Annotated in this window: 1 protein-coding gene; it reads left to right on the top strand. The window is 73.0% G+C overall.

Annotated features, from left to right (window positions below):
• Positions 1-96: 96 nt before the first annotated feature.
• A partial coding sequence (locus tag AB0J52_RS35900) for a glycoside hydrolase family 65 protein (protein ID WP_500187376.1) occupies positions 97-2,528 on the top strand: 2,432 nt, incomplete at its 3' end.

Genomic DNA, 2,528 nt, shown 5'->3' on the forward strand with positions numbered 1-2,528 from the left:
CGTGAACCGGCTGGACGACGCGCACGCCGCCGGGCTGCGCGAGCACGGGGCCGACACCGTCGTGAACGACCTTTCCGATCTTCTCAAGGGGGACCAGTGACCGAGCCGGACAACCGCGCGGCGGCCGCCGGGCAGCCGCAGTTCCTGGTGGAGCCCTGGTGCGTGCGCGAACCGGAGCTGCGCCTGGACCGGCTGGCCCAGAGCGAGTCGGTGTTCGCGCTGTCCAACGGCCATCTCGGGCTGCGCGGCAACCTGGACGAGGGCGAGCCGCACGGGCTGCCGGGCACCTACCTCAACTCGTTCTACGAGCGGCGTCCACTGCCGCAGGCCGAGGCCGCCTACGGGGTGCCCGAGACCGGGCAGACCGTGATCAACGTGACCAACGGCAAGGTCATCCGGCTGCTGGTGGACGACGAGCCGTTCGACGTCCGGTACGGGCGGCTGCACTACCACGAGCGGGTGCTCGACATGCGCGCCGGCACCCTGTCCCGGGACGTGGAGTGGACGTCCCCGGCGGGCCGCCGCGTCAAGATCACCTCGACCCGGCTGGTGTCGCTGACCCAGCGCGCGGTCGCCGCGATCTGCTACGAGGTCGAGGCGGTGGACGACGCGGTCCGGATCGTCCTGCAGAGCGAGCTGGTGGCGAACGAGGCGCTGCCCGACCTCGGCAAGGACCCCCGCGCCAGCGCGATGCTGGAGGCGCCGCTGGTGTCGGAGGACCACATGTCCAACGGGCACCGGGTCGTCCTGGTGCACCGCACCCGGGAGAGCGGCCTGCGGATGGCCGCCGGGATGACGCACCAGGTCACCGGCCCGGAGGACGCCGACCACGCGCTGGAGAGCCTGCCCGACATCGGCCGGCTCACGGTCGCGACCCGGCTGAAGCCCGGCGAGCGGCTGCGGATCGTCAAGTACATGGCCTACGGCTGGTCCAGCCAGCGGTCCCGGTCCGCGCTGAACGACCAGGTCGTGGGGGCGCTCGCGGCGGCCCGGCAGACCGGCTGGGACGGGCTGCTGGCGGAGCACCGCGCCTTCCTCGACGACTTCTGGGAGGGCGCGGACGTCGAGGTCGACGGCGACGCCGAGGTGCAGCAGGCCGTCCGGTTCGCGCTGTTCCACATCCTGCAGGCGGGCGCGCGCGCCGAACGCCGGATGATCCCCGCCAAGGGCCTCACCGGGCCCGGCTACGACGGGCACTCGTTCTGGGACACCGAGACGTTCGTCATGCCGGTGCTCACCTACACCCATCCGGACGCGGTCGCCGACGCGCTCGGCTGGCGGCACATGACGCTGCCGCTCGCCCGGGAGCGCGCGAGCCAGCTCGGGCTGCCGGGCGTCGCGTTCCCCTGGCGGACGATCCGCGGCCAGGAGTGCTCCGGCTACTGGCCCGCCGGGACCGCCGCGTTCCACATCAACGCCGACATCGCCGACGCGGTCGTCCGGTACCTGGACGCCACCCAGGACGAGCAGTTCGAACGCGAGGTCGGGCTGGAGATCCTGGTGGAGACCGCGCGGCTGTGGCGCGGCATCGGCCACCACGACGTCGAGGGCGTGTTCCGCATCGACGGCGTCACCGGCCCCGACGAGTACACGGCCGTCGTCGACAACAACGTCTACACGAACCTGATGGCCCGCCGGAACCTGTGCGAGGCCGCCGAGACCGCCATGCGCAACCCGGACGTCGCCGACCGGCTCGGCGTCACCACCGAGGAGGCGGCGTCCTGGCGGGACGCGGCGGAGCGCATGCGCATCCCCTACGACGAGCGGCTCGGCGTCCACCCGCAGTGCGACGGGTTCACCGACCACGCCCGCTGGGACTTCGCCTCGACCAAGCCCGACCAGTACCCGCTGCTGCTGAACGTCCCGTACTTCGACCTGTACCGCAAGCAGGTCGTCAAGCAGGCCGACCTGGTGCTCGCGCTGCACCTGTGCGGGGACGTGTTCACGCCGGAGGAGAAGGCGCGCGACTTCGCCTACTACGAGGCGCTGACCGTCCGGGACTCCTCGCTGTCGGCGCAGACGCAGGCGGTGGTCGCGGCCGAGTGCGGGCACCTGGAGCTCGCGCACGACTACCTCGGCGAGACCGCGCTGATGGACCTGCACGACCTGAACCGCAACACCCGCGACGGCCTGCACATCGCGTCGCTGGCGGGCGCGTGGACGGCACTGGTCGCGGGCTTCGGCGGCATGCGCGCCGGCCGCGGGAACCTGCGGTTCGCGCCGCGGCTGCCCGGCGGCATCAGCCGGCTGGCGTTCCGGATGCGGTACCGCGGCAACCTGATCAAGGTGACGGTCACCGGCGAGACCGCGACCTACGAGCTGCTGGACGGCCCCGGCCTGGTCCTCGCCCACCACGGCGAGGAGTTCCACCTGGAGAAGGACCCGGTGGAGCGGGAGATCCTCCAGGGGCTCTCGCCCGTGGCGCCCTGCCAGCCCGCGGGACGGGAGCCGATCCCGCGCCGGTCCCCGCCTCCGCTCCCGCCGCCGGGACCACCGAGGCCGCCGTGGACCTGGCGCGCCTGGCCGAG

It is taken from the genome of Spirillospora sp. NPDC049652, from assembly GCF_040675125.1.
In the GTDB taxonomy this organism is placed as follows: domain Bacteria; phylum Actinomycetota; class Actinomycetes; order Streptosporangiales; family Streptosporangiaceae; genus Spirillospora.